This window comes from Leifsonia shinshuensis, assembly GCF_014217625.1.
In the GTDB taxonomy this organism is placed as follows: domain Bacteria; phylum Actinomycetota; class Actinomycetes; order Actinomycetales; family Microbacteriaceae; genus Leifsonia; species Leifsonia shinshuensis_A.
This window is the reverse complement of the sequence record NZ_CP043641.1, coordinates 3,884,972-3,911,008: the sequence shown is the minus strand read 5'-3', so window position 1 is coordinate 3,911,008 and position 26,037 is coordinate 3,884,972. Positions and strand designations below refer to the sequence as shown.

Annotated in this window: 29 protein-coding genes; 16 read left to right on the top strand and 13 right to left on the bottom strand. The window is 72.9% G+C overall.

Annotated elements, in window-relative coordinates:
• Positions 1-38 precede the first annotated feature (38 nt).
• Positions 39-464, top strand: coding sequence for a hypothetical protein (locus F1C12_RS19045; protein WP_185276412.1), 426 nt, complete (start codon positions 39-41; stop codon positions 462-464).
• Positions 461-1,837, top strand: coding sequence for an MBL fold metallo-hydrolase RNA specificity domain-containing protein (locus F1C12_RS19040; protein WP_185276411.1), 1,377 nt, complete (start codon positions 461-463; stop codon positions 1,835-1,837). Before F1C12_RS19045 ends, F1C12_RS19040 begins: the two co-directional genes overlap by 4 nt.
• Here the strand turns inward: F1C12_RS19040 and mgtA are convergent.
• Positions 1,809-4,451, bottom strand: coding sequence for a magnesium-translocating P-type ATPase (gene mgtA, locus F1C12_RS19035; RefSeq protein ID WP_258046016.1), 2,643 nt, complete (start codon positions 4,449-4,451; stop codon positions 1,809-1,811). The two genes, F1C12_RS19040 and mgtA, sit on opposite strands and share 29 nt — an antisense overlap.
• Positions 4,448-5,356, bottom strand: a complete 909-nt coding sequence (locus tag F1C12_RS19030) for a universal stress protein (RefSeq protein ID WP_185276410.1) — start codon at positions 5,354-5,356, stop codon at positions 4,448-4,450. Before F1C12_RS19030 ends, mgtA begins: the two co-directional genes overlap by 4 nt.
• A gap of 122 nt (positions 5,357-5,478) precedes the next feature.
• Here F1C12_RS19030 and F1C12_RS19025 point away from each other — a divergent pair, with 122 nt between their 5' ends.
• A complete protein-coding gene (locus tag F1C12_RS19025; RefSeq protein ID WP_185276409.1) occupies positions 5,479-6,033 on the top strand; it encodes a flavodoxin family protein in 555 nt (184 codons plus the stop codon).
• A gap of 27 nt (positions 6,034-6,060) precedes the next feature.
• Here the strand turns inward: F1C12_RS19025 and F1C12_RS19020 are convergent, their stop codons facing one another.
• The 3 genes from F1C12_RS19020 to F1C12_RS19010 are packed head-to-tail and all read right to left on the bottom strand — an operon-like array spanning position 6,061 to position 7,865.
• Complete coding sequence (locus tag F1C12_RS19020) at positions 6,061-6,522, bottom strand: universal stress protein (RefSeq protein WP_185276408.1); 462 nt, start codon at positions 6,520-6,522, stop codon at positions 6,061-6,063.
• A gap of 25 nt (positions 6,523-6,547) precedes the next feature.
• A complete protein-coding gene (locus F1C12_RS19015; protein WP_185276407.1) occupies positions 6,548-6,967 on the bottom strand; it encodes a pyridoxamine 5'-phosphate oxidase family protein in 420 nt (139 codons plus the stop codon).
• Complete coding sequence (locus F1C12_RS19010) at positions 6,954-7,865, bottom strand: universal stress protein (RefSeq protein WP_185276406.1); 912 nt, start codon at positions 7,863-7,865, stop codon at positions 6,954-6,956. The genes F1C12_RS19015 and F1C12_RS19010 overlap by 14 nt, the downstream gene beginning before the upstream one ends.
• A gap of 129 nt (positions 7,866-7,994) precedes the next feature.
• On the opposite strand from F1C12_RS19010, the gene F1C12_RS19005 reads away from it, so the two are divergent.
• The 5 genes from F1C12_RS19005 to F1C12_RS18985 all read left to right on the top strand — a co-directional run bounded on the left by F1C12_RS19005 (position 7,995) and on the right by F1C12_RS18985 (position 13,083).
• Positions 7,995-8,996: a zinc-binding alcohol dehydrogenase family protein gene (locus F1C12_RS19005; protein ID WP_219732653.1), complete on the top strand. Its 1,002-nt coding sequence runs from the start codon at positions 7,995-7,997 to the stop codon at positions 8,994-8,996.
• Between the two features lie 13 nt (positions 8,997-9,009).
• Positions 9,010-9,909, top strand: a complete 900-nt coding sequence (locus tag F1C12_RS19000; protein ID WP_185276405.1) for a universal stress protein — start codon at positions 9,010-9,012, stop codon at positions 9,907-9,909.
• A gap of 30 nt (positions 9,910-9,939) precedes the next feature.
• Complete coding sequence (locus F1C12_RS22850; protein ID WP_308457990.1) at positions 9,940-11,661, top strand: GAF domain-containing sensor histidine kinase; 1,722 nt, start codon at positions 9,940-9,942, stop codon at positions 11,659-11,661.
• The gene (locus tag F1C12_RS18990) at positions 11,658-12,302 is read left to right on the top strand and encodes a response regulator (protein ID WP_185276404.1); all 645 of its coding nucleotides are present in this window, start codon (positions 11,658-11,660) and stop codon (positions 12,300-12,302) included. The genes F1C12_RS22850 and F1C12_RS18990 overlap by 4 nt, the downstream gene beginning before the upstream one ends.
• A 70-nt stretch (positions 12,303-12,372) precedes the next feature.
• The gene (locus tag F1C12_RS18985; RefSeq protein WP_185276403.1) at positions 12,373-13,083 is read left to right on the top strand and encodes a BON domain-containing protein; all 711 of its coding nucleotides are present in this window, start codon (positions 12,373-12,375) and stop codon (positions 13,081-13,083) included.
• A gap of 13 nt (positions 13,084-13,096) precedes the next feature.
• On the opposite strand, the gene F1C12_RS18980 is transcribed toward F1C12_RS18985, so the two are convergent.
• Positions 13,097-13,957 carry a universal stress protein gene (locus F1C12_RS18980; protein WP_185276402.1) on the bottom strand — a complete coding sequence of 287 codons (861 nt, stop codon included), beginning with the start codon at positions 13,955-13,957 and terminating at the stop codon, positions 13,097-13,099.
• A 170-nt stretch (positions 13,958-14,127) separates the two neighbouring features.
• Positions 14,128-15,141: a universal stress protein gene (locus F1C12_RS18975; protein WP_258046015.1), complete on the bottom strand. Its 1,014-nt coding sequence runs from the start codon at positions 15,139-15,141 to the stop codon at positions 14,128-14,130.
• On the opposite strand from F1C12_RS18975, the gene F1C12_RS18970 reads away from it, so the two are divergent.
• From F1C12_RS18970 to F1C12_RS18960, 3 genes are all read left to right on the top strand, one after another.
• Positions 15,140-15,442 carry a DUF5652 family protein gene (locus F1C12_RS18970; protein WP_219732652.1) on the top strand — a complete coding sequence of 101 codons (303 nt, stop codon included), beginning with the start codon at positions 15,140-15,142 and terminating at the stop codon, positions 15,440-15,442. The two genes, F1C12_RS18975 and F1C12_RS18970, sit on opposite strands and share 2 nt — an antisense overlap.
• A gap of 92 nt (positions 15,443-15,534) precedes the next feature.
• Positions 15,535-15,684, top strand: coding sequence for a hypothetical protein (locus tag F1C12_RS18965; RefSeq protein WP_185276401.1), 150 nt, complete (start codon positions 15,535-15,537; stop codon positions 15,682-15,684).
• The gene (locus tag F1C12_RS18960) at positions 15,681-16,379 is read left to right on the top strand and encodes a cytochrome b N-terminal domain-containing protein (RefSeq protein ID WP_185276400.1); all 699 of its coding nucleotides are present in this window, start codon (positions 15,681-15,683) and stop codon (positions 16,377-16,379) included. Before F1C12_RS18965 ends, F1C12_RS18960 begins: the two co-directional genes overlap by 4 nt.
• A gap of 931 nt (positions 16,380-17,310) precedes the next feature.
• On the opposite strand, the gene F1C12_RS18955 is transcribed toward F1C12_RS18960, so the two are convergent.
• The 5 genes from F1C12_RS18955 to F1C12_RS18935 all read right to left on the bottom strand — a co-directional run bounded on the left by F1C12_RS18955 (position 17,311) and on the right by F1C12_RS18935 (position 21,496).
• On the bottom strand, positions 17,311-17,538 hold the full coding sequence (locus tag F1C12_RS18955; RefSeq protein ID WP_185276399.1) for a ferredoxin: 228 nt from the start codon (positions 17,536-17,538) through the stop codon (positions 17,311-17,313).
• Positions 17,535-18,785 carry an NADH-ubiquinone oxidoreductase-F iron-sulfur binding region domain-containing protein gene (locus F1C12_RS18950; RefSeq protein WP_185276398.1) on the bottom strand — a complete coding sequence of 417 codons (1,251 nt, stop codon included), beginning with the start codon at positions 18,783-18,785 and terminating at the stop codon, positions 17,535-17,537. Before F1C12_RS18950 ends, F1C12_RS18955 begins: the two co-directional genes overlap by 4 nt.
• The gene (locus tag F1C12_RS18945; protein ID WP_185276397.1) at positions 18,782-19,369 is read right to left on the bottom strand and encodes a ferric reductase-like transmembrane domain-containing protein; all 588 of its coding nucleotides are present in this window, start codon (positions 19,367-19,369) and stop codon (positions 18,782-18,784) included. Before F1C12_RS18945 ends, F1C12_RS18950 begins: the two co-directional genes overlap by 4 nt.
• A 27-nt stretch (positions 19,370-19,396) precedes the next feature.
• Positions 19,397-19,738 carry a hypothetical protein gene (locus F1C12_RS18940; protein WP_185276396.1) on the bottom strand — a complete coding sequence of 114 codons (342 nt, stop codon included), beginning with the start codon at positions 19,736-19,738 and terminating at the stop codon, positions 19,397-19,399.
• Positions 19,739-19,843: 105 nt separating this feature from the next.
• A complete protein-coding gene (locus tag F1C12_RS18935; protein WP_185276395.1) occupies positions 19,844-21,496 on the bottom strand; it encodes an FAD-dependent oxidoreductase in 1,653 nt (550 codons plus the stop codon).
• A gap of 121 nt (positions 21,497-21,617) precedes the next feature.
• Between F1C12_RS18935 and F1C12_RS18930 the strand changes: the two genes are divergently transcribed.
• Together F1C12_RS18930 and F1C12_RS18925 are read left to right on the top strand one after the other, a co-directional pair.
• Entirely contained in the window at positions 21,618-21,800 is a 183-nt protein-coding gene (locus tag F1C12_RS18930) for a hypothetical protein (protein ID WP_185276394.1), read from the top strand.
• A 2-nt stretch (positions 21,801-21,802) separates the two neighbouring features.
• Positions 21,803-22,069, top strand: coding sequence for a metal-sensitive transcriptional regulator (locus F1C12_RS18925; RefSeq protein WP_185276393.1), 267 nt, complete (start codon positions 21,803-21,805; stop codon positions 22,067-22,069).
• Here F1C12_RS18925 and F1C12_RS18920 read toward each other — a convergent pair.
• Positions 22,053-23,207: a cation:proton antiporter gene (locus F1C12_RS18920; protein ID WP_185276392.1), complete on the bottom strand. Its 1,155-nt coding sequence runs from the start codon at positions 23,205-23,207 to the stop codon at positions 22,053-22,055. The two genes, F1C12_RS18925 and F1C12_RS18920, sit on opposite strands and share 17 nt — an antisense overlap.
• 140 nt (positions 23,208-23,347) lie before the next feature.
• On the opposite strand from F1C12_RS18920, the gene F1C12_RS18915 reads away from it, so the two are divergent.
• From F1C12_RS18915 to F1C12_RS18905, 3 genes are read left to right on the top strand one after another with little or no spacing between them, the layout of a single operon-like run.
• Positions 23,348-24,733 (top strand): ferredoxin reductase family protein, encoded by a 1,386-nt coding sequence (locus tag F1C12_RS18915; protein ID WP_185276391.1) that lies wholly within the window; start codon positions 23,348-23,350, stop codon positions 24,731-24,733.
• Between the two features lie 13 nt (positions 24,734-24,746).
• Positions 24,747-25,241 (top strand): FMN-binding protein, encoded by a 495-nt coding sequence (locus F1C12_RS18910; protein ID WP_185276390.1) that lies wholly within the window; start codon positions 24,747-24,749, stop codon positions 25,239-25,241.
• Positions 25,238-25,996, top strand: coding sequence for an FAD:protein FMN transferase (locus F1C12_RS18905; protein WP_185276389.1), 759 nt, complete (start codon positions 25,238-25,240; stop codon positions 25,994-25,996). The genes F1C12_RS18910 and F1C12_RS18905 overlap by 4 nt, the downstream gene beginning before the upstream one ends.
• Positions 25,997-26,037: the final 41 nt, after the last annotated feature.

Genomic DNA, 26,037 nt, shown 5'->3' with positions numbered 1-26,037 from the left:
CGACCGGCGAAGCTCGAACCGCGAGCATCGGAGGAGTCATGTCACGCTGGACCCGCATCGTCCTGACCGCGCTGGCCGCACTCGTGGGTACCACGGCGGTCGCCGGGGGCGCCGCTCTGGTCATCGGCGCGGCCGGCTCGTCCACGCTCGGCGGAGCGGTCCCCGACCGGTCGTTCCTCGGCGGGAGCCCGTTCGCCTCCTACCTCGCGCCCGGCCTCGTGCTGGCCGTCGTCGTCGGCGGGACTCAGCTCCTGGCCGCCGTGCTCGTCGGACGCGGCTCCCGGTCCGGTCCGCTCCTCGCGGCCGTGGCCGGCTTCGGTCTGCTGATCTGGATCTTCGTCCAGATGATGTTCATCCCGTTCAGCCTGCTGCAGGCCGCCTACTTCGCGGCGGGACTGGCCGAGCTCGGGCTGGTCCTGCTCGGCCTAGGGCTCCTCCGCCGCGACCGGGTCGTGACACCGTGACCGCGACCCTGCGGTTCCTCGGAGCGACGGACACCGTCACCGGCTCGCGCTACCTGGTCGAATCGCAGGGGCGCCGCGTCCTGGTGGACTGCGGGCTGTTCCAGGGCTACAAGGTGCTCCGCGAACGCAACTGGAGCGCGTTCCCGGTCGAGCCGGCGAGCATCGACGACGTCGTGGTGACGCACGCCCACCTCGACCACACCGGCTACCTGCCCGCCCTGGTCCGCGACGGCTTCCGCGGGCGCATCCACACCACGCACGGCACCGCGGAGCTGAGTGCGCTGATCCTGCCGGACAGCGGCCGGCTGCTCGAAGAACAGGCGCAGTTCGCCGCGCGGCACCACAGCTCCAAGCACGCGACGCCGCGCCCGCTCTACACGGAGGAGGACGCGCTCGCCGCGCTGGAGCGCTTCCAGCCGCACCCCTTCGACCAGGAACTGGAGGTCGCGGGTCTCACGGTGCGGTTCGTCCCGGCCGGCCACATCCTCGGCGCCGCGCAGGTGCACCTGGTCGCCGAGGGCGCCCGGCTGCACTTCACCGGCGATCTGGGCCGGCCGGACGACACGCTCATGAAGCCGCCGCGACCACTGGAGGCGACCGACGTCCTCGTGTGCGAGTCCACGTACGGAGACCGTCTCCATCCCGAGACGGACCCGGCGTGGCCGCTCGGCGAGATCGTCCGGAACGTGTGCAGCCGCGGCGGGGTCGTCATCCTTCCTGCATTCGCGGTCGGCCGGGCCGAGACCCTCCTGCTTCAGCTCAGCCGGCTGCGGGCACGGCACGCCATCCCGGACGTCCCCGTGTTCCTCAACAGCCCGATGGCCGTCGACGCCGCCGAGATCTACGCGCGCCACCCGGAGGAGCACCGCATCCGCCCCGCCGAGTTCGAGGCGATGTACCGGCTCGCCACCCTGGTGCGCACGGTGGACGACTCGAAGCTGCTGAACCTGCGCGGCGGCCCGGCGATCATCATCTCCGCGAGCGGGATGCTCGAGGGCGGCCGGGTGCTGCACCACATCGCAGCGTACGGCTCCGATCCGCACAACGCGATCGTGCTGACCGGTTTCCAGGCGGGCGGCACCCGCGGCGACGCCCTGCGCCGCGGCGAGCGCAGCCTGCGGATCTACGGCCGCGACATCCCGATCCGCGCGCAGGTCCACGTCCTGGACATGCTCTCCGCCCACGCCGACGCCGGCCAGATCGTCGACTGGCTGAGCACTGCGCCCGCCTCGCCGCGCGCGGTCTACCTGACGCACGGCGAGCCGCACGCCGCCGACGCGCTGCGCGTCCGGATCCGGCGCACGCTCGGCTGGGGCGCACGCGTGCCGGAGTTCGGGGAGACGGTCAGCCTGCCCGCGGAGACCGGGTCGTGAACCGCGCGGCCCGCCGCGCCACCCGGTGCGGGTACGCCCGACGGCGCTCCGCCGGCGCCCGCGGCGCGCTCAGCCGGGCGTAGTACCAGACCTTCGCCACCTCCACGAGCACCAGATACACCAGCACGAGCCCGACGAGGGCGAGGAAGAACAGTGCGGGCAGCGGGGTGAAGCCGAGCAGGCCGGCCAGCGGCGAGTAGGGCAGCCACGCTCCGACGGCCACGACCGCGAGCACCGAGACGGCGAGCGGCAGGGAGGCGCGGCTGCGCAGGAACGGCACCCGCCTGGTCCGGATGACGAAGACGATGAGCGTCTGCGTCGCGATCGACTCGATGAACCAGCCGGAGCGGAACTCGGGCGGCGCCGCCTGGAACACGAAGAGCATCAGCCCGAACGTCGCGAAGTCGAAGAGCGAGCTGATCGGGCCGAAGAGCAGCATGAAACGGCGGATCGCGCCGATGTCCCAGTGCGACGGCACCCGGAGCTGCTCCGGGTCCACGTTGTCGCTGGGGATGGCGAGCTGGCTGGAGTCGTAGAGCAGGTTGTTGAGCAGGATCTGGCCCGGCAGCATCGGCAGGAACGGCAGGATGACCGACGCGATCGAGGCGCTGAACATGTTGCCGAAGTTGCTGGAGGTGCCCATCAGTACGTACTTGATGGTGTTCGCGAAGATCCGCCGGCCCTCCGTCACGCCGTCGGCGAGCACGTCGAGGTCCTTGTCCAGCAGCAGCACGTCGGCGGCGTCCTTCGCCACGTCCACGGCCGAGTCGACCGAGATGCCGATGTCGGCGCTGTGCAGGGCCAGTGCGTCGTTGACGCCGTCGCCGAGGAAGCCGACCGCGCGGCCCTTCTGCCGAAGGGCGCGGATGATGCGCGCCTTCTGCTCGGGGGAGACGCGGGCGAAGATCGTGGCGGCGCGGGCGGCCTCCCCCAGGTGCGCGTCGTCGAGCGCGTCGACCGCGTCGCCGGTCAGGGTGCCCGTGGAGGGCATGCCGAGCTCGCTGCAGACACGCTCGGCCACGACGGCGCCGTCGCCGGTGGCGATCTTCACCCCGATACCCAGGCCGGCCAGCCGCGCGAGGGACGCGCGCGCGTCCGGCTTCACACCGTCCACGAACGCCAGGAAGCCGCGCAGTGTCAGGCCGCTCTCGTCGGCGGGGGTCAGCGCGACCAGGTCGTCGGCCGCCCGGGTGGCGATGGCGATCACGCGGGAGCCGGCGGCGTACAGCTGCGACAGCGTCGCGGACGCGGAGGGGTCGACGTCCGCGCACAGCGGCAGCACCGACTCGGGCGCGCCCTTGACCACGACGATCGGCGCGGAGCCCGTCGCGGCGACCAGGGCTCCGGCCATGCGGCGCTCGTGGTCGAACGGCACGGCGTCCAGGCGCCGGTACGCGCCGACCGGGGCCGACGCCGCCTCCGTGCTCTCCCAGAGGGCCGCGTCGAGAGCGTTCAGCCCGACCGTCTGCGGCGCCGCCGGGTCGGTGTCCGTGGCCAGGAGGCCGAGCAGCAGCACTTCGTCGGCCTCCACGTGGTCCAGCGGCACCGGCCGGTCGAAGACGATCCGACCGGTCGTGAGCGTCCCGGTCTTGTCGGTGACCAGGAGGTCGAGGTCGCCCAGGTCCTCGATGCAGACCATCCGCTTCACCAGCACCCGGCGGCGCGCGAGGGCGCGCGATCCGGCCGCGAGGCTCGTGCTGACGACGGCCGGGAGCAGTTGCGGCGTGATCCCGACGGCGATCGCGAGGGAGAACAGCAGCGACTCGATCAGCGGTCTCCCGAGCAGCAGCGCGGCCACGAAGATCAGCGTGGTCAGGATGATCGCCACCAGCAGCAGGAACGTGGAGAACTGGCCGAGCCCGCGCTGGAACTCGGTCTGCGGCTGCTGCGCGGTCAGGCCGACGGCGATCCGGCCGAACTCCGTCGCGCCGCCGGTCGCGACCACGACGCCGGCGCCGCCCCCGGCGTGGACGACGGTGCCCATGAGCGCGCAACAGGCCAGGTCGCCGACACCGGCGCCCACCGCCACCGGTGCGACCGACTTCGCCGCCGCTCGCGCCTCGCCCGTCACGATGCTCTCGTCGCACTCCAGGCCGTTCGCCTCCACCAGGCGCAGGTCGGCCGGGACGACCGTGCCCACGGAGAGCAGCACGAGGTCGCCGGGGACCAGCTCGGTGACGTCGACGCTCCGGCGCGCGCCGCTGCGCAGCACGATCGACGTGTGCCGGAGCCGATCGTGCAGGGCGTCGGCCGCCTGCTCCGCCCGGAACTCGTTCACGAAGCCGAGCCCGACGCTCACCACGAGGATGACGGCGATGATGACCGCCTCCGTCCCCTGGCCGACGAACGCGGAGATGATCGCGGTGACGAACAGCAGGATGAGGATCGGACTCCGCACCTGCCGCCCGAGCACCCGCCACGGACGCGCCCGGTGGCCGCGGACCGCGTTCGGGCCGACCCGGGCGAGCCGGGCGGCAGCCTCCGCGTCGGTCAGGCCGGAGGCCGTGGTGGCCTGGCCGCCGAGGACGGTCGCGACATCCTGCGCGGCCGCGACTCGCACCGGGCTCGGCGGGGCGGTGTCGACGGCCGCCACCGTGCCCGGCGCGCCGCTCACTCGGCCTCGCCGTGCGCTCGCGCGATCACGACGGGCACGTGGACGTTCAGCAGCACGTCGTGGCCGACCGAGCCGAGCATGATGCGCTTGGCGCCGTGGCGATCGCGGGTTCCCACGATCAGCATTCTGCGGCCTTCCGCCGCTTCGACCAAGCCCCGCGCGGGCGCCGCCTCGATCACGTCGGCGCGGACGTCGATGTCCGGGCGGAGCCCGCGTGCGCTCTCGGCCGCTGCCGCCACGATCCGCTGCCTCCGGTCGTCGAGCGACACCTCGGGCACGAGGCCGGCGAGCAGCGGGTTGGCGGTGTAGCCGACGCAGACGAGGCGCAGCGGCTCGCCGAGCGCCGCGGCCTCGTCCGCCGCGAACGCGACGGCGGCCTCGGCGGGCGCTTTTCCGTCGACACCGGCCACGACGCCCACTCCTGTGCCCGTCCAGCCGTGCGGCACCACGGCGACCGAGCAGCCCGCGGTCGCGGCGACGCGGAGGTGCAGCGAGCCGGCGAAGCCGCGGTCGCGCTCCGAGCGCGACCGGGCGCCCACCACGAGGAGGTCGGCGTCCCGGGACGCCGACGCCAGCTCGGCGCCGACGTGACCGTACAGGTACCGCGTGCCGACCTCCAGGAGCGGATGCAGCCCTGGCGACGGCTCCGGCCCGGTCAGCGCGGGCACCCGGGCCGATGCGGCCTCAGCAGCGCGGAGGGCGGCCTCCCGCTCGGTCGCCAGCAGGGACTTCGCCGCCAGGACGAGCAGATCGCCGGGGGCATCCGCCCCGTCGCCCCAGGAGCGCTCCAGCACGAAGACGATCTCCAGGCGCGCGCCGTCGCGCGCCGCGCGGCGTGCCGCCCACTCCAGAGCCGCCCGGTGTTCGGCCTTGCCGTCGACCCCGACCATGATGGTGTTCGTCATCGCGTCCTCCCGCCACTCGAACGGCTCGAGCCTCGCAGTCGCGCCGCCTCCTCCCCAGTGCCGAAAGTCCCGCGTGACTTTCGGCCCTCCCTGCGGTGCGCGACGGACGCGAGGGTGTCGGCATGAACGACACCGCACCGGCCGCGCGCGCGGCCATCGTCTACGAGTCCATGTTCGGGAGCACCCGCCGGGTGGCCGAGGCCGTCGCGGACGGACTGAGGCCGTTCGCGTCGGTGACTCTCATCAAGGTCAAGGACGCGCCGGAGGCCTTCCCGGAGGCGGACCTCCTGCTCGTCGGCGCCCCGACGCACGTCCATTCGCTCAGCCGGCCCTCCACCCGGGTCGAGGCGGCGAAGTGGGGCGACGACCCCGCGCGCCGGCTCACCCTCGAACCCGACGCCGAGGGCATCGGCGTGCGCGAGTGGCTGGAGACCTGCGGCGACGTGCCCCCACGTTTCGCCGCATTCGACACGCGCGCCGATATGACGGAGATCTTCAGCGGCTCGGCAGCCGTCGCCATCGACAAGCGCCTGCGCAGGCTCGGGTCGCACCGGCTGCTCGCGAAGCACAGCTTCCTGGTGGACAAGGACAGTGCACTGGAGGCCGGGCAGCTCGACGACGCCCGCGAATGGGGCCGCACGATCGGCGCCGCGCTGAGGGCGACGGCCGCGGTCTGAGCGGGGTCGCCGCTCAGAGGCCGCCGATCACGATCCGTGGATCACGAGCACCGGACAGTCCGCGTGCTCCACCACCGACCGAGACACCGATCCCAGCAGCAACCCGGTGAACCCGCCGAGGCCGCGGCTTCCCACGATCAGCATCTCGGCGTCCTCCGCCTCGGCGATCAGCTGGCGGGCGGCCGACCCGGAGCGGATCACCGTCGAGTACCACGACGGCGCCGTGCCGCCCCAGACCTCGCGCACCGCGTCGTCGGCGATGGTGCGCGCGTCCCGCTCGGGATCCCAGCCGCCCATCACGTAGCCGGGCCACGACGGCGGGTACTCCCACACCGTCACGCCGACCAGGCTGCAGCCGAGCCGTTCGGCCATGCGGGCGCCGCGGCGGAGCGCCGCCAGCGACTCCGCCGAGCCGTCGATCCCGACGACGATGCGGCCGCCGGGGTGGATACGGTCCTCTGACTCGTCCGTGAGTGGCTCGTCTGTCATGATGCGCTTCCTTCCGTGCCGCGGCTCACCAGCGTTCGGGCTCCGGCTCGCGCCGGAACTTCCTGCCGGACATCGAGTCGATGTCGATGTGAACGTAGCGGTACTTGAGGGTGGGGATCCAGGGCTGCAATGGCGCCTTGTCCGCCTCGTCGATCTCGGCCTGGTGGTCCAGCTGCCTGGCCCGACCGTGCACGACGACGCTCCAGGCCTCTTCGTCGGTCCAGCCGTCCGTCTCGAACGCCACCGTGTCGTGCACCGTCAGCTCCAGCAGCTTGGTGCCGGGGGCCGTCCTGATCAGGATGCTCGACCCGTCGGAGTAGAAGTTGACCGGGTAGATGTCCGGCTCTCCGCCAACGGCCGTCGCCAGCCGGCCGACCATCCCGGCCTTCAAGACCTCCCGGCACTCGTCGCGGTCCAGCACCTGGACCGGTTCATCCGATGACATGGCTCTCTCCTTCCGTCCTCGACTGCTCCCGCCGCACCTCGGCGGTCGGGGCGTGCACCACGATCGTCGGCGAGGACAGGTTGAGCAGCACGTCGTACGCGACAGCGCCGAGGCTGCCGAGCTGCGCGTGCGCCCGGCGCGAGTCCCCGATCACGAGGAGCTCCGCGCTGCGGGCCAGTTCGTTGAGGGCGGCCCCCGCCGGCCGGCGCACCACACGGCTGCGGATGACGATGCCTGACTGGCGCGCCCGCGCGCGCGAGACGGCCGACGCGAGGACGCCCCGCGCCTCGTCGTCCCTGCGCAGCTGCCAGTCGCGGCGTTCATCGCCGTCCTCGACGTCGAAGGGGACGTGCGCCTCGGACGAGCGGACGGTCATCAGCTCGCAGTGGTGGTCGCAGGCCAGGTCCGCCGCCAGGTCGACCGCCGCCTCCCCCGCCGGTGTGTCGTCGACGCCGACGATCACGCCGCGGCGCATCCGCGAGGCCGCCTCCGGCACGATCGCGACCGGGCCCGTTGCGAGGTTCGCGAGCTGAAGGCTGCGCGAGCCGAACGCCCGCCCGTAGTGGAAGCCGGTCTTGTGGGTGCCGACGACGATCATCGTCCCCGGATCGCTGTACGACGCGAGCTCCGCCATCGGGCTGCCGAGCCGGACCTCCCCGCCGACCGGCACCCCCGTCCCGAGCGAGCGGGCGTAGTCGAGCTCCTCGTCGAGGCGCTTCCCGGCGTCCTGGTCCACCTCCTCGATGAGCCGCGAGCCCACGGCGCCCCACTCGTCGTCGGCGACGTGCACCAGGGTCACGCCGACGCCGCGCTCGCGTGCCCCCGCGAGCGCCCAGCGGATGGCGGCGCGGGCCGGCACCGAGCCGTCGACGCCGACGATGTACCTGCGGATCTCCATGGGGGCACCTCCGTGTGCAGTCTGATCACCCGGTCCGCCGGCTCGCAGGGCCATAGGTCCCGTGGGACCTTCGGCCCGCCCGCGGGTCGGGACCTGAACTTGACTCGGAGACGGAACGGGAGGCGGGACATGGCGGTGATGAGGGCGTGGCGCACCACGGGGACGAGCGGGGGCCTGGAGCTGGTCGCGGCGACGGTGCCGGAGCCCGGCCCGGACGAGGTCCTGGTCGAAGTCGAAGTGTGCGGGATCTGCCGCACCGACCTCCACGTGATCGACCACGAGATCCCCGTGCACCGGGCGCGGGTGACGCCCGGCCACCAGGCGATCGGCACCGTTGTCGACATCGGCGACGCTGTGACGTCGCTGGAGCCGGGAGCCCGCGTCGGCGTCGCCTGGCTGCGGCGGACGTGCGGTGAGTGCGTCTTCTGCCGCCGGGGAGCCGAGAACCTGTGCCCGTTCTCGGAGTACACCGGCTGGGACGCGGACGGCGGTTTCGCCGAGTACCTGGTCGCTCCGGCCGCCTACGTCTATCCGATCGCGGCGGACGCCGACGCGCTGGAGACCGCTCCCCTGCTCTGCGCCGGCATCATCGGCTACCGCGCGCTCCGGCGGGCGCAGCTGCCGCCGGGCGGCATTCTCGGCATCTACGGCTTCGGGTCGAGCGCGCACGTGACAGCGCAGCTCGCGATGGCCGAGGGCGCTCGCGTGTTCGCGATGACGCGCGGCGTGCAGAACCGTGCCCTCGCGCAGAAGCTGGGCGCGGACTTCGTCGGCGAGGAGGACGAGGAGCCGCCCGAGCCGCTGGACTCCGCCATCGTGTTCGCGCCGGCCGGTGGTCTCGTCCCGGTCGCGCTGCGCGCCACGGCGAGCGGCGGGACGGTCGTCCTCGCGGGCATCGAGATGTCCGACCTCCCGCCGCTGTCGTACACCGAGTCGCTGTTCCGCGAACGCGACCTCCGCACCGTGACGGCGAACACCCGGGAGGACGGCGCGCGGTTCCTCGCTCTCGCCCGCAACCTCCGGCTCCGTCCGACGGTGACGGCCGTCCCGTTCGACGGGCTGGCCGGCGCCATCGATGATCTGCGACGGGGCACGGCCGGCGGCTCGCTGGTCCTGCGGGTCGCCTCGTGAAAGGAAACGGACGATGACCGATCGGACGGTGGTCTGCTGGGACGGCTCCACGGGGTCGGAGGCGGCGCTGGACTGGGCGCTCCGCCGCGCTAGCGAGGGAGGGTCGACGATCGAGCTGTTCGACGTCGTCGACGACGCCCTCTACCTCGGCGACACGGCCGCCCTCGACCGGGCGACCGAGCAGGAGGAGGACCGGCTCGACTCCCGGGCGGAGGAGCTGAACGCATCGCATCCTGGCGTCGTGTCCGCCGCGGAGCTCCTGGTCGGCAATCCGCTCGACGTGCTGAGCGGGCAGACGCGCTCCGACACGCTCGTCGTGGTCGGCACCCGGCACCGGGTCGGACCACGCGTCCGGTACGGCTGGTCGCTCGGATCGCGACTCGCCACCGCGGCTGCCGGTCCCGTGGCCGTGGTCCCGGTCGAGGAGGCGGAGGCCGCGGAGGCGCGGACGGGCGTCGTGGTGGGGGTGGACGGCTCCGAGGTGGGGCGGCTCGCGCTGGAGTTCGCGGCCCGCGAAGCCGAGGACCTCGGGCAGCCGCTGACGATCGTGCACTGCTGGGTGGCCCCGCTGTCCGAGCAGCCGCTCGTGGTCCCCGACGACGACTTCGTCACCTCGCAGCAGAGCGAGCGGCAGGAGCTGCTCGACGACCATGTTCGTACCGCGCACGGGCTGCATCCCGGGGTCGCCGTGCGCTCCGTCCTGCTTCGCCAGAACCCGATCTCCGGCCTCCGGGTCGAGTCGGAGCACGCCTCGATGCTGGTCGTCGGCAGCAGACGGCTGACCGGCTGGAAGCGCACCTGGCTGGGCTCGGTCTCCCACGGGCTCGTGCTCGACCTCGCCGCACCGACCGTGGTGGTCGGCCAGGACACCCAGGTGTACACGACGCCGCCGGAAGCTACACTCGGCGCGTGAGGGCACGCGGCGTTTCCGGCCTGCGGCCCGTTGCGCGCTGCCGCCACCGAGAGGAGGCCCGCCATCCCGGACGATGAGCCGATCACGTTCCCCGACGCGCCTCGGGCGGAACTCGATCGCGCCCTCGGCGAGCTGGTGGAGCAGGCGCGCAAGGTGCTGGACACCCAGGGCCGGTTGCGCGCGCTCGTGCGCGCCAACCGGGCGGTGGTGTCGCACCTCGAACTGCCGGTCGTGCTGCGGACGATCATCGAGGCCGCCGTCGAGCTGGTCGGGGCGCGGTACGGCGCGCTCGGGGTGATCGCCGAGGGCGGCGGGCTGGAGCAGTTCATCCACGTCGGGATGTCGGACGACGTGGTCAGCCGGATCGGGCACCTCCCCGAGGGCCACGGACTGCTCGGCGCGCTCATCGACGACCCGCGCCCGATCCGCCTGGACTCGATCGCCGACGACCCGCGCTCCTCCGGCTTCCCCGCGGGCCACCCGCCGATGACGGCGTTCCTCGGCGTCCCGATCACTGTCCGCGACTCTGTCTACGGCAACCTCTACCTGACCGACCCCGTCTCCGGCGGGTTCACGGAGGACGACGAGCAGCTCGTCAAGGCGCTGGCCGCCAACGCGGGCTTCGCGATCGACAATGCGCGGCTCTACGCGGAGACCGTCGCGCGCCAGGCCTGGAGCGCGTCTGCCGCGGAGATGACCGCCAGCATCCTGGGGAGCGACGCCGCGGAGGCGCACGAGGAATTCGCCTCCCGCGCCGCGGCGCTGCTGGGCGCGCGCTCGGTCGTCGTCCTCGGGACGGCTGAAGCGGACGAGGTCGCCCCGATGCTCGGACGCAACGACGGCCCGGTCGGGGACGCCGGCCTGCTGCTGGACAACGATCGGGTCCGCAGCGCCGTCGAAGGAGGGCAGCCGACCCGGCTGGAGGAGTTGAGCGGCTATCCGCTCGCCGACGGCGGCGAGCCGGGACCCGCGCTGGTCGTCCCGTTCGACGGGAAGACCGGGTCGCCCGAGGTGCTGATCGCCGTGCGCGCGAGCGACGAGGCGCCCTTCACCGCCTTCGAACTCGAACGCGCCGTCACGTTCTCGCGCCAGGCCGCCCTGGCGATGGAGCTCGCGGAGGCACGCGCGGACCGGGAGCGCGTCGCGCTGCTGGAGGACCGGGCGCGTATCGCCCGGGACCTGCACGACCACGTCATCCAGCAGCTCTTCGGAGTCGGGCTCGAACTGCAGAGCGTGCAGTCGGCGCTCGGCGCCGGCCGGCTGGCCGACCGGATCGACGGCACGGTGAACTCGCTCGACGACGCGATCGCGCAGATCCGCACCGCGATCTTCTCCCTGTCGCACCAGCAGGGACCCGGCGGGAGCCTCCGGCACCGGCTGCTCGACATCGTGCAGGAGGTCGGCGAGGGCCTCCCCCGGCCGGCGACGGTCTCCTTCTCGGGCCCCGTCGACCTGGTGTCGGACGCCGCGCTCGCGGACGATGTGGCGGCGTTCGTGCGGGAGGGGCTCACCAACGTGGTCCGGCACGCGGGCGCCGACACCGCCACGGTCGACGTCGTGGCGTCCGCGGACGAGATCACGGTCGATGTGGCCGACGACGGCGCCGGCATCGGCGAGACGAGCAGGCGCAGCGGACTGGCCAACCTGTCCGAGCGGGCCGAGCGCCGCGCCGGAGTGCTGAGCGTGGAGTCGACGCCGCAGGGGACGCGCCTGCGCCTCCGGCTCCCCGTGCCCGCCGAGAGGGTCCGATGAGCCCGGCGCCGATCCGCGTCTTCCTCGCCGACGACCACGAGATCGTCCGCCGTGGCGTTGTCGCGCTGATCGACGCCCAGGACGACATGGAGATCGTCGGCGAGGCGGCCACAGCCGGCCAGGCCCGGGCCAGGATCCTCGCCGTGCGGCCCGACGTCGCCGTGCTCGATGTGCGGCTGCCCGACGGCAGCGGCATCGACGTCTGCCGGGCGGTCAAGCAGGGCGAGCCGGGTATCCGCTGCCTGATGCTCACCGCGTACGACGACGAGGACGCCCTGCGCAGCGCCATCATCGCGGGAGCGGACGGCTACGTCGTGAAGGACATCCGCGCCAGCACGCTGCTGGAGGACATCCGGGCCGCGCACCGCGGCAAGCGCCTCATCGACCCGCGCATGGCCGAGCGCGTCTCGGCGACCCTGCGCGAGCCGGCGGACGATCCGCGGTTCGCGTCGCTCGGCCTCCGCGAGCGGCAAGTGCTCGCGCTGATCGCCGACGGCCGCACCAACCGCCAGATCGCCGAACGCCTCGGCCTGGCCGAGAAGACGGTGAAGAACTACGTGAGCTCGCTGCTGGCGAAGCTCGGCCTGGAGCGGCGCACGCAGGCCGCGGTGCTCCATCTCGAGCACCGCGGGCGCGCCTGACCGGAGGCCGCTCGAACCGGCGGGACCTTCGACTCACCCAGCGCGCCCCGGCACGCCGATGCTGGGAGCCATGAGCATCAGCAGCGCACCGGAGTCGGCCACGTCGAGCACGTCGGCATCCACCTTCAGCGATCTCGCGGTCCGCAGGGCCGTCGAATCGGAGCTCGCCTGGACGCCGGAGGTCACCGCACCCGCCGTCGGCGTCGCCGTCGACGGCGGTGTGATCACCCTCACCGGGGAGGTCGCTACCCTGCACGAGCGCATCGCGGTCGTGGAAGCCGCCCAGCGCGTCGCCGGCGTCCGCACCGTCGCAGACGAGCTCCGGCTGCCCGAGCCGGGCGGCGACCCGCACGGACGCACGCTCGCCGCCGCGGTCGACGGCATCCTCGCCTGGACGGCGGGCGTGCCCAGGGAAGGCATCCGGGCCGACGTCCAGGGACACCGCGTGGTGCTGACCGGCGAGGTCGAGTGGGACGCCGAACGGGTGGCCGCCAAGCGCGCGGTCGAACGTCTGCACGGCGTCCATTCGGTCGAGAGCCGGATCGAGCTCACGCGCAGGCCGCAGGCCGACGATGTCGCCGAGGAGATCCGCAATGCGCTGGTGCGCAACGCCATCCTCGACGCCGGCCGCATCGCCGTCACCGTCGACGGGGACGAGATCACCCTCACCGGGTCCGTCGGCTCCTGGACCGAGCACCAGCAGGCCGTGCGCAGCGCGTGGGCGTCGCCCCACGTGCGGCAGGTGCACGACCTGCTCCGGGTGGAGCCACGCGAGAGCTGAGCCGCGGCTCGGCTCAGATCAGGCACTCCGGCGCGACCACGATGGTCGGCACCCGGATCGCCAGGATGAGCGCGTGGCTCACCGAGCCGAGCATCATGCGGTCGAGGCCGCGGGCCTGCTCGGTCCCGACGACCAGCAGCGCAGCGTCGCCGAGGCTCGACAGGACGGCCTGCCTCGCGTCGTCCCGGATGAGGGAGGCCGTGACCTCCAGGTCCGGGTTCGCCGCACGAACGGTGCGGGCGACCGACTGGAGGATCGCGTCGTGCTCCGCCTCGAGGTCGACCGTGAAACGGCCGTCGGGCTGCTGTACCTCCGGGATCCCCACCAGCGGGTCGAGCCAGGCGTGCACCAGCCGCAGCCGGCCGCCGAGCCGCCTGGCCTCCCGCGCCGCGAACCGTGCCGCCTTCAGCGACACCTCCGACCCGTCGACGCCGACGACGACGGCCGTGTGCGTGGGCTCCGGGAGAGCGGGGATCACGGCCACCGCACCGCGGGCGCGCGCCGCCAGCCGCGAACCCAACGACCAGTCGTAGCGGACGTGCGGCCAGTGCCGCCGTCCCGTCCCGACCACGAGGAGGTTGTCGGCGCGCGAGAAGCGCTGCAGTTCGTCCAGGCGCTCCCCCGCCATGACATGCGTGCTGACCCGGAGCCCGCCGTTGGCGTCGGTCACGCGCTGCGCCTCGGCGTCCGCCGCCAGGTGGCGACGGGCCACCATCTCGTCGGTGACGACCTGGCCCGGTGCGAGAGCGTCGACGTCCTCGACGTCCACCAGCACGATCGAGTCGTGCTCGGCCTTCGCCCGCCGCACAGCCCACTCGAGCGCAACGCCTGCCTCCTCCGAGCCGTCCCATCCGACGACCGTCCTGTCGTTCATGGCCTCTCCTCCTTCGAACGGCTCCGTACCTCGCTGCCACCTGGCGCCGACCCTGCCGCCGGCGCCCACGCCGCCACAGGGCACAAAGTCCCCTCCGGGCCGGGACCTCCGGCCCTATGGCCGACCGCTGAGAACGCCGACGCTGATCGTGCGGGCGCCTCGTGGCGTCGTCACCACTCGTCCCTGTCGTCCGGTCCGCTCGGCACGACGAAGGAGAACTCCTTCGGCGTGACCAGCACCGGGCACGGCAGGTTCTGCAGCACGTCGTGGCTGACCGAGCCGAGCAGGGAGGCCGCGAACCGGCCGCGGCCGCGCGTCCCGACGACGACGGCGACGGCCCCGGCGCCGCGCTCGATGAGCGCCTCGGCCGGGTTCTTACGCAGTACGACGTCGGTGATCGGCGCCGAGCGCGCGATCGGGACGTCCGCGATCGCCTCCGGGATCACGGCCCGCTCGCGCTTCAGGAACGCCGGATCGGCGTGCTCGCCGGAGTCGAGGGCGGCGTGCAGGGCCTCGGGCACGTCCCAGGCGTGCACAGCCTCGACCTCCGCGCCGGACCAGCCGGCCTCTGTCACGGCGAGCGCCAGCGCTGACCGTGCGAACGCCGAGCGATCGACCCCGACCACCACCACGTTCCGCGTCGGCCGGGGCGCGTCGGGGATCACGGCGACGACGCAGTCGGCCTTCGCCGCGAGCTTCAACGGGAGGGTGCCGATCCGGGTTCCGCTCCGCGACGGCCCCTTGTCGGTCCCCACCACCAGCAGGGCGGCGCCCGCCGCCTCCCCGAGGAGGGCGTTCGCCGGCGGGCCTTCGACCCACCGCACGTCCACCGCGACGCCGGGCGCGAGCGCGCGGACGTGGTTCCTCGCCTGCGCCAGCCCGACCTCGACGGTCGTCTCCAGGTCGAAGCGGGGCCCGAAGACCGCCCCGCCGAGGCGGGAGTCGATCGCATGCACCACCTCCAGCGCACCACCGCGCGCCGCCACCCGCTCGGCCGCCCAGTCGAGCGCCCGCCACGCCGACGGCGAGCCGTCGAACCCCACCACCGTCCGCCCGTCGATCGCCATCGCCGCTCCCCCTCGTCTCCCCATCGCCTCACGGTCGAGCCTGCCGCGCCCGCGCGCGGCCGACCAGGACCTTCGGCCCTTGCCGTGCCGGCGGCCCGCGCGGTCTGATGACGTCATGAGAAACCACTACGAAGCGTCCCGGATGGGGATGTCCGACGTGCCGCCCGCCGGCCGCGTCCTCGTCGTCGCGGTCGTCGCCTGGAGCCTCGCCTGGAAGGGCGCCTCGCTCTGGCGCGCCGCCAGGAACGGCAGCAAGCCGTGGTTCGTCACGCTGCTGCTCACCAACACGCTCGGCGTCCTCGACGCGGTCTACCTGTTCGGGGTGGCCCGCCGCGGCGGACCGGAGGCACTCGAGGAACTCGCCATCCTGGAGGTCACCGGCGAACCCGAGCAGGAGGGGCACACGCAGGAGACGTGATCGGCCGCGCCCGCGTGCGTCACACCGCGGGACCTTCGGCCCGCCCGGCGATCCGCCCGAGGATCACGCTGGTCTCGACCGAAGGAGGCACCGTGGACATCGTCGCAAGCGCGCCGGGCGTGTATCTCGGCTGGGGTGCGTTCACCATCCAGCTCGGCAACTTCATCGTCATCGTCATCATGCTCGTGCTGTTCGCGCTGGCGCTCCTGCTGCCGTTCCCGAAGGCGAGGCGCCGGCGATGAGCGGCCAGGACCCGGCCGGCGACGCGGACGAGGAGGTCTACACCTGGACCGGCCGCACCCGCCGCTGGCTCCTGAAGGTTCTCCCGCCGCAGAAGCTGCTGCCGCAGGACCAGCCGAGCTACGTGTCCTCGTGGATCTACGTGTTCGGGATGGCCTCCCTCGCGGCCCTGGCCGTCGTGATCCTGTCCGGCCTCGTGCTCAGCCTGAACGGCCCGGCCTGGTACCACGTCTCGAGCCTCGGGCACTTCACGAACAGCGTTCACCTGTGGAGCGTCGAGCTGTTCTTCCTGCTGATGGTCGTGCACCTCTGGGGGAAGTACTGGATGGCCGCGTGGCGCGGAGGCCGGGTCCTCACCTGGATCACGGGCGTGATCGCCTTCGCCGTGTCGATCGCGGCGGCGTTCACCGGCTACCTGCTGCAGACGAACTTCGACTCGCAGTGGATCGCCTTCGAGGGCAAGGACGCCCTCAACGCCGCCGGGATCGGCGCCTGGTTCAACGTCGCCGACCTCGGTCAGATGCTCACCTGGCACATCGTGCTGCTGCCGATCGGCGTCGGTGCGATCGTCGTGCTGCACGTCCTCCTGGTGCGCGTGCACGGTGTCGTGCCCCCGATCGACGCGTCGGAGACCGACGACCAGGTCCTGCACGCCTACAACGAGTCGACCTCCAACGAATCGGAGGGGCCGCGATGACGCGCACACCGAGCATGACCTGGCGGCGTCACGACGACATCGCCGGCCGTCCCTGGCGCGGGCGCGTCCGCGACTACGACCTGTTCAAGGAGGTCACCATCGGCTTCGTCGTCGTGGGAGCCGTGACGCTCGGGCTCGCCGCGGTGTTCGGGTCGCCGGACGAACCGGGCGTCACCTTCGCCTCCTGGTCGGCGAGCGATCCCGTCGACTTCGCGTCCACCGCGACGGCCGAGCTCGGCGGCACGAGCGACACGGCCCAGTACGGACCGCCGTACAACGACACCCAGGGTGCGACGCAGACTCTCGGGCCGCTCGACCTGCAGAGCCTGTCGGGTGTGCGCCTCCCCATCGACACCGCGCAGGCCTTCGTGATCGGCCCGTTGCGGACGCTGCCGGCCGTCCCGGCCGCGGTGGTCCGCTGGACGAGCGCGTCGCCCGCGCAACAGGCGAAGTGGACGGCCGCCTACGAGAAGGCGCTGGCCGCCGACACGGGGACCGCGCTCCCGAAGCCGTCCTCCGGCGACTACGGCCCGGTGCCCGCGATCATCTCCTCGCTCAGTGGGATGGCCCGCAGCGGCGCTCTCGACGGCGCGCTCACGAGCCAGGGCGGCTTCTACCCGCTCAACCACACGCCGGCGATCCTGTTCCTCGGCGACGGCCAGTACTTCCAGAACCTGGCGGCGGCCCAGCACCTGACCGGGGACCAGTGGGGGATGATGAACGAGACCGGCAACACGCCCGGCCAGGCCTGGCTCTGGCTGTTCTCGCTCTTCTACCAGGTCCAGCCGTTCGCGTCGCTCGCCAACGCCGACCTGGTCGTCGTGCTCATCATGGGAGTTCTGACCGTCCTGCTCGCGCTGCTGCCGTTCATCCCGGGGCTGCGCACCATCCCGCGCTGGATCCCGCTGCACCGGGTCATCTGGCGCGACTACTACAAGGCCACCCGCCTGAGCGCGAGCACCGGGCAGAGCGCGACCGCGTCGTCCGCGGCGTCGAGCTCGTCGGCGCGCAGCGGGATGTCCGACCGGAAGCCCTCCTCACCGCGCAGCGAGACCGGGTAGCCCCAGTCGTCGCGGGTGAGCGCGCGGTCGAGGATCTCCGCGCACAGGCCGCGCCCGTCGCACTTCGTCCAGTCGATGTGGAGGGCGTGGCCGCTCATCGCGCCGCCGCCCGTCGCACGCAGCGGCTGCGGGCGTGCGAGCGCACGTCGTGGTCGAAGACCGTGAGCGCGCTGCGCACGAGCCGCGCCGTCCCGTCGGGGTGGTGGCAGGAGCCGCGGCCGACGACCAGGCCGGCGAGCCGGGCGAGGTCGGCGGCGTTCTCCTCGACGGCCTGACCGGAGGCGACGGCGGCGAAGCGGTCGACCATCGTCGGGAGGCCGAACATGCAGGGCCCGCACTGGCGGGCGGACTGCCCGGCGAGGTACGTCACGATCCCGGCGGTCGCCTCGAGCCCGCAGCGGTGGTCGCCGAGGACGTGGATGATCCCGGCGCCCGGCGACGCGTCGAACGGGGCGAGGTCGAGGGCGGTCAGCGGGAGGTCGAACGCGTGCGCGGGCACCCAGGCGCCGTGGTAGCCGCCGATCAGCGCGGCGGCGACCGTCCCGAAGTCGAGGTCGAGCGCAGCCAGCGTCTCCCGCACGGTGGCGTCGGTGCGGATCTCGTAGACGCCCTGCCTCGGCACGTCGCCGGTCACCGTCACGAGCCGCGTACCGGGGTCGACGGGGTCGCCCACCGACCGGAACCAGCGGGCGCCGTGGCGGGCGATCAGGGCGAGGTGCGCGAGCGTCTCCACGTTCTGCACCACGGTCGGCCGGCCGCGGAGGCCGGAGGTCGTCAGCCGCTTGGTGCGGTCCACCGGGCGCGGGTCGTCGTTCTCGATCAGGTTGACGAGCGCACTCGCCTCGCCGGAGACGAAGCCGCCTGCGCCCTCCACGACCTCGATTCCGCGCGCGTCCGGCCGCTCGTCGACCGCCCGCTCGATCGCGCGGAGGGCGTCGCCCTCGGCCACGATGAGCACGTTGCGCGCGCCGATCGTCTTCGCGGCGGCGATCATGCCGTCGATCACGAGGTGGGGCGCATTGCGCAGCAGCACGGCGTCCTTGGAGCTCAGCGGCTCGCCTTCCGTGCCGTTCGCGATGAGGATCGGCGCACGTCCCCGGCGGCGTCCGCCCGCGTCGAGGGCGGCGGACAGCTTGCGCCAGACCGGGAAGGCCGCGCCGCCGCGGCCGGTGAGGCCGGAGGCCTCCAGCTCGGCGAGCATGGCGTCGGGGTTCCGCGTGGGGAGGTCGCCGTAGGCGCGCAGGTGCGCGTCGAGCGTCGCTCTGTGTCCGGCGGAGAAGAGCCGTCCGGCGTCGACCGCGCGCGTCGTGCCTCCCGACGTGGTCGGTTCCATCGTCATCGTCATGCGTCGTCCCTCTCTCCCGAGGTGGTGAGTCCCGCGGCGAGGCGCCGCGTGTGCGAGTGCTCCACGAACCGGGCCGACAGCCGCCAGATCACAGCGGCGACGACGAGGAGGGCGCACCCGGCGGTGACCAGCAGGAACCATCCGCTCGTCCCGTTCGTCCCGTTGCCGATACCGTGCAGGACGGCGATCGGCCACATGGCGTAGGTGAACCAGTGCACGAAGCGGAAGGCGCGCTGCCCGATCCGGCGCCGCAGCAGGCCGGTGATCGTGATCGCCACGACCAGGTCGAAGGCGACGGTGCCAAGCCCCTGCCAGAGCGGCTTGAACGACCCGGCGAACGGCACGACGATGTCCAGCACCGAGAGCTTGGCGTACGAGTCGAACAGCAGCGTCCCCACGTGGAGCACGAGGAAGACGCACGCGAGCAGCGACACGTTGCGGTGGATCAGGGACACCGAGAACCGCGGCAGCCCGGGCAGGGGGCGCCCGGAGCGCGTGACGATGCCGAGCACCAGCGTCAGCGTGAACAGCAGCAGCGCGATCAGCCCGGACGCGCGGCCGAAGGCCCACAGCAGCTCACTCATCGTCGCTCCCCTCCGTCGGCCTTCGCATCAGGAGCCTGACGACGTGCCGCTGGACGAGCCGCCCTGGCTCGGCTGCACCGGCGCTGGGGCGGGGGCCGGGGCAGCGGGCGCCGCCGCGGTCGGAGCAGCGGTCGGGGTCGCCGACGGCGTCGCTACGGAGCGGCCGGGGCCGGAGCGGGGGCCGGCTGTCGGGGTGGGAGTCGCGGTCGGTGTCGCCGCGGGGGTGCGCACCGTCACCGCAGCGGCGTGCTTGGTGGGGGTCGTGTCGAACAGCACAGTGCCGACGGCTCCCGCCGCGGTCACGCTGCCGACGCCGATCACGGTCGTCAGCACTCCGACGATTCGCTTGCCTCGCGTCCAGGTCGCCATCCGTCGCCTCCTTCTTCCGGGTCGATACACCTCCACCATCCCGGCGAATTCTTGACGGATTCTTACGTCACATGGGTAGACCCTGACGATCGGCTTTCGGTTGACCTAGGCGGCGACGGCCTCCCGCACCCGCGTCGCAGCCCCTGCGACCCACGTCCGGTACCCGCCGTCCAGGTTCACCGCATCCCGCCCGTGCTGGGCGAGGATGCGCGCCGCGGTGTGCCCGCGCTGCCCCACCTGGCAGTGCACGACGACCGGGCCGTCCGGCAGCTCGCCGAGCCGCTCGCGGAGGTCGTCGACCGGGATGTTGACCGCGCCGGGGATCGCACCCGTGGCATGCTCACCCGCGGTGCGGACATCCACCAGCGTCGCACCGGCCGCGAGCAGCGCGTCGAGTTCGTGCCATTGGACCGCGCGGGTCGCGCCGGTGCGGAGGTTGTCGGCCACGTAGCCGAGCTGGTTGACCGGGTCCTTCGCCGAGCCGAACTGCGGGGCGTAAGCGAGTTCGAGGCGGGCGAGGCCGGAGGCCGTGATGCCGCCCGCCATCGCCACCGCGATGACATCGATGCGCTTGTCCACACCCTCCCCGCCGACGACCTGCGCGCCGAGGATGGCGTCGGTCGCGGGGTCGACCAGGAGCTTCATCGACATCGGCTGTGCCCCCGGGTAGTACGTCGCGTGCGACGTCGGGTGGGTGTGGATGACGCGGTGCTCTCGGTCCGCCGCCGTCAGCTGCCGTTCGCTCCAGCCGACCTTCGCGGCGACGGTCTCGAACACCTTCACGATCGCAGTGCCGAGTGCCGGGGTGTTGCGCTCGTCGTGGCCGGCGATCACGTCCGCGACCGACCGGCCGTGCCGGTTGGCGAGGCCGGCCATGGTGACCAGGGCCGCGTCGCCGGAGAGGGCGTCGACCTTCTCGACTCCATCGCCGACGGCGTAGATGTGCGCGTCGCTGGTGCGGTTGTGCGCGTCGACGGCGATCCCGCCGGTCGCGCCGAGCGCCAGCCCCGCGGTGCGCGCGAGGTCGACGCTCGGCACCACGCCGGAGGCGTCCACGATGAAGTCGGGTCGGAGCGCGCCGCCGTCGGAGAGCACGACGACGCCGTCCTCCACCGCGTCGATCGTGACCGCGGTGCGCACGTCGACGCCGTGGCTGCGCAGCTGCGCCTCCAGCGGCGCCGCCATCTCCGGGTCGAGCGGGCTCAGGAGGTGCGGGCCGCGCTGGACGAGGGTGACGTGGATGCCGCGCCGCACCAGGTTCTCCACCGCCTCCAGCCCGATGAACCCGCCGCCGACCACCAGCGCGGCGGGGTGGTCCGCCGCCGCGTCCACCAGCGCGCCGATCGCGTCCACGTCCTCCACGGTGCGCAGCGTGTGCGTGGGGATTCCGGGATGCCCTGCGGCCTCCCATGCGGAGGCTCCGACGGCGAGGATCAGTTCGTCGTAGCCCTCGGTCGCCGTCTCGCCGCTCGCCAGGTCGAGCACCGTGACCGTGCGCTCTGCCGCGTCGACGGCGAGCACCTCGTGACCGGTGCGGACATCCAGCCGGAACCGCGACGCCAGCGACTGCGGCGTCTGCAGCAGCAGCGCCGAGCGGTCGCGGATGACGCCGCCGACGAAGTACGGGAGGCCGCAGTTCGCGTAGGAGACGTAGGGGCCGCGCTCGAACACGACGATGTCGCGCGACTCGTCCAGCCGGCGCAGCCGGGTCGCCGCCGACATGCCTCCGGCGACGCCGCCGACGATGATCGTTCTCACTGGGATGGTCCTTCTTCCGTGCGGGGTCCGGGGAGCGGATTGCGTATACCCCCGCCGGTATCGTACTATACCTCCGGGGGTATCCCGAATCCCCCGGGAACCATCCCAGAGAGGACCGCCCATGTGTTATCCCGTCGCCTGCTCCACCTGCGGCAAGACGACCTGGAACGGCTGCGGCCAGCACGTCGCCGACGTGCGCAGGAACGTCCCGGCCGCCCAGTGGTGCGACGGCCACGCCGAGCAGCCCGCGTCCGCCGGCTCGCCCGGCGCCGGCTTCCTCGGCCGTCTGTTCGGACGGAGCTGACCGTGGACCGCACCCCCGCCGACGTCAAGCCCGTGCTGAACCGTCTGCGCCGCGCGCAGGGTCAGCTGAACGCCGTGATCGCCGCGGTCGAGAACGGCGGGAAGTGCCGCGACGTCGTCATCCAGCTCGCTGCGGTCTCCAGCGCACTCGACAAGGCCGGCTTCCAGATCATCGCCACCGCGATGGAGAAGTGCCTCAACGACCCTGACGACACGACCGACCCGATGACCGTCGAGGAGCTCGAGAAGCTGTTCATGACGCTGGCGTAGCGCCGACGCTCCCTTTCGCCCGCCGCGCCACCGCAGCGACCGACACCGCCGACGTCGCCAGGCTGATCAGCGCCCCGAGCAGGATCGCCCCGCCCTCCCCCGCCGCGAGCGTGTGCGTCTGGAGGCCGAGCGTCACGGCCGCGACCGGCACTCCGAGCTGGCCGGCCGAGGCGACCGCCTGCGCCCACGGGAGGCCGGCGATCCGGGAGGCGAGGTGCGCCACGACCGCCCCGACGCCGAGCGCGACGCCGAGCAGGATCATCGCCGGATGCGCCACCAGCGCCCGCAGGTCGAGTGAGGCGCCCAGCCAGACGAAGAACAGCGGCCCGAAGAAGCCCTCCGTCATCCCGAACAGCTGCCGCGCCAGCCGGTGCGGCTCGCCGACGGCCGACAGCACGAGTCCCAGCGCGAAGCCCGCGATCATGATCGACAGCTGCGCGAACTGCGCGATCGCCGCGAACGCGAACAGCACCAGGAGGCTGAGCCGCAGCTCGAGCGCGAACCGGCGCCGTTCCGAGTAGGCGTGCAGCACCCGGCGCCGGTCGGAACGGACCCAGCGGGTCAGCCCGAACCACAGCCCGACGGCGAGCGCGGCGATCACCAGCAGACCGATCCCGGCAGTGAGCGCCCTCCCCGGCACGACGACGAGCGGCAGCAGGACGACGCAGACGACGTCCGCGACGGCGATCTGCGCGACGAGCTGCGCCGCGGAGCGCTTGTCCACGTTCACGGACTGGAGCATCGGCAGCACGAGCGCCGCCGACGATGACGCGAGCAGGACGCCGTAGAGCAGGCCGTTCCCCGAGTGCGCGACGGCCGCGAGCCCGGCCGCCAGCACCGCGGAGGCCGCGCCCACCAGTCCCGCGCCGAGCGCGCCGCGGGCGAGCGCCGCACGGACGACGGCGTCGCGCACCGGCACGTGCGAGCCGACGACGACCATCGTCAGCCCGAACCCGATGGAGGCCAGGAGCTGGAAGTCGTCGATCGACGGGTCCACCAGCCGGAACCCCGAGACGCCGATCAGGAGGCCGCCGAGCAGCTCACCCGCCACGACGGGCACGCGCCAGATCGACCGCGCGGCCGCCAGCGGGCCGAGCAGGCCGACGGCGACCACCAGCGCCAGCAGGGCGAAGCTCATGCCGAAACCGTAGTCGCACCCGCTCCGCGACCGGCGCCGGCGCCGCCGTCACGGCGCGCCGCCGCACTCCATAGCCGATCCTTAGCCCGTTCTCAGCCGACGTAAGAATCCACAAAGATTCGACCAGCATCGTTGGAGGCATGACAGAGACCTGGGCCGCGACGACGGCACCCGCACGGCGTCCCCGTGCGCGCCGTGGCGCCGCGACCAGGCACCGGCGCGGCTCGCGCACGGTACGCGTCCTGCTGGTCGCCAGCGTGATCGCGGTGCTCGGGATGTGGTGGTTCAGCGTCCCCGCGAACTTCGCCTCCACGCCGGCCAACGCCATCACCTCGCTCGGCGAGCTGAGCGGCCTGGTCGGCGCCCTGCTGGTCTGCTACCAGGTGCTGCTGATCGCGCGGGTGCCGTGGTTCGAGAACGCGGTCGGGCTCGACAAGCTGGTCTCCTGGCACCGCTCCCTCGGAGCGTCGGTCATCTTCCTCATCGTCACGCACGTGGTCTTCATCGTGCTGGGCAGCGAGGTGATCGACAAGAGCACGCCGTGGGACGAGTTCTGGACCGTCTACTACTCGTATCCGGACATGCTCTGGGCGCTCGTGGGGACCATCGCGTTCCTCGCGGTCGGGCTCTCCAGCGCGCGCCTGATCCGCACGAAGCTGTCCTACGAGGTCTGGTACTGGCTGCACCTCACGACCTACGTCGCGATCTTCCTCACCTTCCTGCACCAGCTCAGCGCGGGCGTGCACTTCGTCGGCAACCCCGTGAACCGCATCCTCTGGATCGGCCTCTACCTCGGCACCGCCTCTGCCGTGCTGACGTGGCGGTTCATCCTGCCGACGATGGACGCCTGGAAGGGCCGGATGCGCGTCCTCGCGGTGGTCCCGGAGGGCCACGGCCTGAACAGCGTCTGGCTGGAGGGGCCGCACGTCGACCGGCTGGGCGTCCGGGCGGGCAACTTCCTGCTGTTCCGCTTCTTCGCCTGGGGCCACCTCGGCACGGCACACCCCTACTCGGTGTCGGCGGTGCCGGCGAACGGGCGGCTGCGCATCACCGTCGGGACGCTGGGCGACCACTCCAGCCGGCTGACCTCGCTGAAGCCGGGGACCATGGTGTTCGCGGAGGGGCCGTTCGGGCACTTCACCGCCGACCGCGCGAGCCGCGGCAAGCTGCTGCTCATCGCGGGCGGCGCGGGCATCGGGCCGATCCGGGCGCTCGCCGAAGAGCTGGTCTACCGCGGCGGCCGGCCGGTCGTCCTGTACCGGGTCAGCGCACCCGAGCAGCTCGCTCTGCTCGGGGAGCTGCAGGCGATGGAGGGCGTCACGGTGATCCCGCTCGTGGGCCGCCGCGCGCAGCTCGGCTACGACCCGCTCGGCCCTGGCTCCCTCAGCCGCATCGTGCCCGACCTCCACAACTGGGAGGCTTTCATCTGCGGGCCGGAGGGTATGGCCGAGCAGGTGGAGTCCTCGCTGCGCGAACTGCGGATGCCCAAGCGTTTCATCCACCGAGAAGAACTGAGCATGTCATGAACGGACCGAGACCATGAACAGCAAATCCTGGCGCGGGACCGTCCTCTTCACCATCATCCTCGTGGTGATGGGCGCCACCATCGGCCTCAAGCTGTACGGCGTGGGTGAGCAGAGCACCGCCCTGTCGTCGGCGCACGCGACCACGACGCCGGCCGCCACGCCGACGCCGGCGGCCACGCCCAGCGCGACCGCGACGCCGTCCGCCTCTGCGAGCGCCGCCGCCGCTCCTGCCGCCGCGACGAAGACCGTCACCGGCACCGCCGTCGACACCCGCTACGGCCCTGTGCAGGTGAAGGTCACCTTCGAGGGGACCAAAATCACCGCCGTGGACGCCGTCCAGTACCCGACGGAGAGCTTCCGCGACCAGGAGATCAACTCGCAGGCGATCCCGATGCTGCAGCAGGAGGCCATGGCCTCCCAGTCCGCGAAGATCGACACGATCTCGGGTGCGACGTACACCTCGGAGGGCTACATCCAGTCGCTGCAGTCGGCCATCGACCAGCGATGAGGTTCCTGGAGACCGTCATGGGCATCCCGATGTCGATCGACATCCGGGAGGCGTCGGAGACGGTCGCATCGGCCGCAGCCGAGCGCGCGTTCCGCGTGCTGCGGGACGCGGACGCCCGGTTCTCCGCCTATCGTCCCGACAGCGAGCTCAGCCGGGTGAACGCCCACGGCGGCGACCTGTCCGGGGTGAGCGACGACTTCGCGGAGGTGGTCGCGCTCGGCTCCGGGATGGCGGAGGCGTCCGGAGGCGCGTTCCGCATCCGGCGGCCGGACGGCTCCTGGGACCTCGACGGCGTGGTGAAGGGCTGGGCCGCCGACCGCGCAGCGCGCTCGCTCGCCGAGGGCGGCCTCCCGGACTTCTGCCTCAATGCGGGCGGCGACGTCGCTGTGTCCGGAAGCCCGGGCGACGGCCGGCCGTGGAACGTCGGCGTCCGCTCCCCCGACAGCGCGGCGGACGTGCTCGCTGTGCTGGAGGTGCGGGACGGCGGCGTCGCGACCTCCGGCGCCTACGAGCGCGGCGCCCACATGGTGGACGGCCGCACGGACTCCGCAGCGACCGGGCTGCGCAGCGCCACGGTCGTCGCCGCCGACCTCACGACCGCCGACCTCCTGGCGACCGCGGTGTTCGCGCTCGGGGAGGACGGCATCCGCTGGGCACTGGGCCACGGCGCGCGCGGCGTGCTCGCCGTCGACGCGGCCGGCCGGCTGCTCGGGGTCGGCGAGCTGGACTTCGCGGGAGCGGAGCATCCCCGGTGAGCGGCGACGGGCTCGCGGGCGACCCCTCCTATACTGCGGGC

What these genes read in the sequence shown, in the direction of transcription:
- F1C12_RS19045 (WP_185276412.1), top strand. Translation starts at nt 39, where the DNA reads ATGTCACGCTGGACCCGCATCGTCCTGACCGCGCTGGCCGCACTCGTG.
- F1C12_RS19030 (WP_185276410.1), bottom strand. Translation starts at nt 5,356, where the DNA reads ATGACGAACACCATCATGGTCGGGGTCGACGGCAAGGCCGAACACCGG.
- F1C12_RS19025 (WP_185276409.1), top strand. Translation starts at nt 5,479, where the DNA reads ATGAACGACACCGCACCGGCCGCGCGCGCGGCCATCGTCTACGAGTCC.
- F1C12_RS19020 (WP_185276408.1), bottom strand. Translation starts at nt 6,522, where the DNA reads ATGACAGACGAGCCACTCACGGACGAGTCAGAGGACCGTATCCACCCC.
- F1C12_RS19015 (WP_185276407.1), bottom strand. Translation starts at nt 6,967, where the DNA reads ATGTCATCGGATGAACCGGTCCAGGTGCTGGACCGCGACGAGTGCCGG.
- F1C12_RS19010 (WP_185276406.1), bottom strand. Translation starts at nt 7,865, where the DNA reads ATGGAGATCCGCAGGTACATCGTCGGCGTCGACGGCTCGGTGCCGGCC.
- F1C12_RS19005 (WP_219732653.1), top strand. Translation starts at nt 7,995, where the DNA reads ATGGCGGTGATGAGGGCGTGGCGCACCACGGGGACGAGCGGGGGCCTG.
- F1C12_RS19000 (WP_185276405.1), top strand. Translation starts at nt 9,010, where the DNA reads ATGACCGATCGGACGGTGGTCTGCTGGGACGGCTCCACGGGGTCGGAG.
- F1C12_RS18990 (WP_185276404.1), top strand. Translation starts at nt 11,658, where the DNA reads ATGAGCCCGGCGCCGATCCGCGTCTTCCTCGCCGACGACCACGAGATC.
- F1C12_RS18985 (WP_185276403.1), top strand. Translation starts at nt 12,373, where the DNA reads ATGAGCATCAGCAGCGCACCGGAGTCGGCCACGTCGAGCACGTCGGCA.
- F1C12_RS18980 (WP_185276402.1), bottom strand. Translation starts at nt 13,957, where the DNA reads ATGAACGACAGGACGGTCGTCGGATGGGACGGCTCGGAGGAGGCAGGC.
- F1C12_RS18970 (WP_219732652.1), top strand. Translation starts at nt 15,140, where the DNA reads ATGAGAAACCACTACGAAGCGTCCCGGATGGGGATGTCCGACGTGCCG.
- F1C12_RS18975 (WP_258046015.1), bottom strand. Translation starts at nt 15,141, where the DNA reads ATGACGTCATCAGACCGCGCGGGCCGCCGGCACGGCAAGGGCCGAAGG.
- F1C12_RS18960 (WP_185276400.1), top strand. Translation starts at nt 15,681, where the DNA reads ATGAGCGGCCAGGACCCGGCCGGCGACGCGGACGAGGAGGTCTACACC.
- F1C12_RS18955 (WP_185276399.1), bottom strand. Translation starts at nt 17,538, where the DNA reads ATGAGCGGCCACGCCCTCCACATCGACTGGACGAAGTGCGACGGGCGC.
- F1C12_RS18950 (WP_185276398.1), bottom strand. Translation starts at nt 18,785, where the DNA reads ATGACGATGACGATGGAACCGACCACGTCGGGAGGCACGACGCGCGCG.
- F1C12_RS18945 (WP_185276397.1), bottom strand. Translation starts at nt 19,369, where the DNA reads ATGAGTGAGCTGCTGTGGGCCTTCGGCCGCGCGTCCGGGCTGATCGCG.
- F1C12_RS18940 (WP_185276396.1), bottom strand. Translation starts at nt 19,738, where the DNA reads ATGGCGACCTGGACGCGAGGCAAGCGAATCGTCGGAGTGCTGACGACC.
- F1C12_RS18930 (WP_185276394.1), top strand. Translation starts at nt 21,618, where the DNA reads ATGTGTTATCCCGTCGCCTGCTCCACCTGCGGCAAGACGACCTGGAAC.
- F1C12_RS18920 (WP_185276392.1), bottom strand. Translation starts at nt 23,207, where the DNA reads ATGAGCTTCGCCCTGCTGGCGCTGGTGGTCGCCGTCGGCCTGCTCGGC.
- F1C12_RS18915 (WP_185276391.1), top strand. Translation starts at nt 23,348, where the DNA reads ATGACAGAGACCTGGGCCGCGACGACGGCACCCGCACGGCGTCCCCGT.
- F1C12_RS18910 (WP_185276390.1), top strand. Translation starts at nt 24,747, where the DNA reads ATGAACAGCAAATCCTGGCGCGGGACCGTCCTCTTCACCATCATCCTC.
- F1C12_RS18905 (WP_185276389.1), top strand. Translation starts at nt 25,238, where the DNA reads ATGAGGTTCCTGGAGACCGTCATGGGCATCCCGATGTCGATCGACATC.